Source organism: Streptomyces sp. SPB074, from assembly GCF_000154905.1.
Classification (GTDB): Bacteria; Actinomycetota; Actinomycetes; order Streptomycetales; family Streptomycetaceae; genus Streptomyces.
This window is the reverse complement of sequence record NZ_GG770539.1, coordinates 6612929-6615056: the sequence shown is the minus strand read 5'-3', so window position 1 is coordinate 6615056 and position 2128 is coordinate 6612929. Positions and strand designations below refer to the sequence as shown.

General features: G+C 77.2%; 3 protein-coding genes. 2 read left to right on the top strand and 1 reads right to left on the bottom strand.

What is annotated here, in order from left to right; translation table 11 throughout:
* Positions 1-98: 98 nt before the first annotated feature.
* Complete coding sequence (locus tag SSBG_RS28225; protein ID WP_008749455.1) at positions 99-953, bottom strand: NmrA family NAD(P)-binding protein; 855 nt, start codon at positions 951-953, stop codon at positions 99-101.
* Positions 954-1359: 406 nt separating this feature from the next.
* Between SSBG_RS28225 and SSBG_RS28220 the strand changes: the two genes are divergently transcribed.
* Both SSBG_RS28220 and SSBG_RS28215 read left to right on the top strand, forming a co-directional pair.
* On the top strand, positions 1360-1677 hold the full coding sequence (locus tag SSBG_RS28220) for a GNAT family N-acetyltransferase (protein ID WP_037870813.1): 318 nt from the start codon (positions 1360-1362) through the stop codon (positions 1675-1677).
* Positions 1678-1717: 40 nt separating this feature from the next.
* Positions 1718-2128 (top strand): (4Fe-4S)-binding protein (locus SSBG_RS28215; RefSeq protein ID WP_008749453.1); only part of this gene is annotated, 411 nt, incomplete at its 3' end.

The following is a 2128-nucleotide window of genomic DNA, read 5'->3' as shown; positions in this document are numbered from 1 at the left end:
CCCCTCAGTGACGCTCAGGCACCCGGCGCCCGTCGCCGTCGGCCCCTCACCTCACCGGCGCGTCCTCACCTCTCCGGCGCTCAGGCGCTCTCCGGCGCTCAGGCGCCCGGCGTGGGCCAGGGCTGGGCCGCCGCCCAGTCGGCGTAGGAGGTCCAGGGGATCTCGGGGAACGCGGCGCGCAGCGCGGGGATGTCGACCTGGTAGCCGACCTCCGCGAGGAAGGTGTACATCGCGGCCCGGTCGGGGCTCACGCGCGCCACGGAGTCCAGCGGAAGCTGCCGGAAGTCGACCTGCCCGCCCGCCGCGCGGCCGATGTCCCGGGCCATCTCGGCCGGGGTCGGGTCGTCGCCCGCGACCTCCACGCGTCGCCCGCGCCAGCGCTCGGGGTCGGCGAGCACGGCGGCGACGAGCCGGCCGAGGTCGGTGCGGGAGACCTGCTGGAGGCGGACGTCGGGCGGCAGCGCCATCGAGATCTCGCCGTCGGCGACCTCCTGGAGTTCGCCGAAGACGTTGTCGTAGAAGTACGTGGGGGCGACGACCGCGGCGGGGAGTCCCGAGGCGGCGAGGATCTTCTCGGTGTGCGCCTTCGTCTCGAAGTGCGGGACACCGGTCTCGCGGTCGGCGCTCGCGACGGAGGCCATGACCAGGAAGGGCAGCGCGGAGCGGGCGGCGGCGTCCACGATCGCGACGCCCTGCTCCTTCTCCGCTTCGAGCCCCGCCTCGAAGGGGGTCGTGACGGCGAAGGCCGCGGCCGTGCCCGCGAAGGCGGCGGCGAGCGAGTCCGTGTCGCGCAGGTCCGCGGCGACCACCTCGACGCCGGAGGCCGCGAGGGCACGGGCCCCGGCCCCCGCCGGATCGCGCACGACGGCCCGCACCGGCCGTCCCGCCTCGCGCAGCGCCGCGACCACGGCCCCGCCCTGCCCGCCGGTCGCCCCCAGTACGGCGATCTTCATCGCACACCCTTCCTGCCGCTCCACACCACCGACACCACCCGGCCCGTGCCCCGTCCCGCCCGGGCCCGCACGCACACCCACCTTCGTCCCCCGGCACGAGACGGGCCAGGGGAGCGCGCCGAACGGGCGAGCGGGGCAGGCGGGCGGCGGGTGGTGCGCGGCGGGGACCCTGCGGGTGGCGCGTGCAGGGACCCGGCGCGTGGGGCGCGGGGCCCGGGAGGATGCCACGTACGCGCGCCGTGCGGGTACCGCGACGGCCCGTCACGCGCGCCGGGCGGGTGCCCCCGCGGCCCGTGGCCTCGCGCCGGGCCGCCCCGCCGGAGGCGCACCGCTCGCGCGGGGCCCCCGGGCGCGGCAAGCTGGCGGGGACACCGCCGCGGAGCGCGGCGGGGAAGAGGGGAGAGCGATGAGCGAGCGGACGGCTCCGGCCGAGGTGGGCGACCGCCCCGAGGCGGACCGGTACGAGGCGACGATCGACGGCGAACTCGCCGGGTTCGCCCAGTACATCCGCACGAAGGACCTCATCGCCTTCGTGCACACCGTGGTCGAGCCCGTCTTCGAGGGCCGGGGCGTGGGCAGCGCGCTCGTGCGGGCCTCGCTGGACGAGGCGCGGTCCGCCGGGGTCTCGGTGCTCGCGGTATGCCCCTTCTACTCGGGCTGGATCGCCCGGCATCCCGAGTACCAGGACCTGCTGTACGCGGAGCAGAGCGCGGTCACCGACTGAGCCCGCCGGAACCGGGGACCGAGGAACCGAGGAGCGAGCGATGGCGGACGCGGGACAGGCGGCGGACGACCCCACGGTGCGCGAGGGCGCGCGGCGCTACGAGGGCGCGGAGCTGGCGGTGAGCTACGAGGTGGCGCGCTGCGTGCACGCCGCCGAGTGCGTGCGGGGCCTGCCCACCGTCTTCGACGTGGGGCGCAGGCCGTGGATCACTCCTGACGGGGCCACGGCGGCCGAGGTGGCGGAGGTGGTCGAACGCTGCCCGAGCGGGGCGCTCCAGTACCACTGGCCCGGGCATCCGGAGCGGACCGGCGGGCCGGCCCGTCTCGTGCTGCACCAGGACGGGGTGCTGCACGCGCGCGGGGACTTCGCCGTCGCGACGCCGCACGGGGAGCGCCGGGAGACGCGGGCCATGCTGTGTGCCTGCGGGCACACCGCGCACAGCCCTTTCTGC

What these genes read in the sequence shown, in the direction of transcription:
- SSBG_RS28225 (WP_008749455.1), bottom strand. Translation starts at nt 953, where the DNA reads ATGAAGATCGCCGTACTGGGGGCGACCGGCGGGCAGGGCGGGGCCGTG.
- SSBG_RS28220 (WP_037870813.1), top strand. Translation starts at nt 1,360, where the DNA reads ATGAGCGAGCGGACGGCTCCGGCCGAGGTGGGCGACCGCCCCGAGGCG.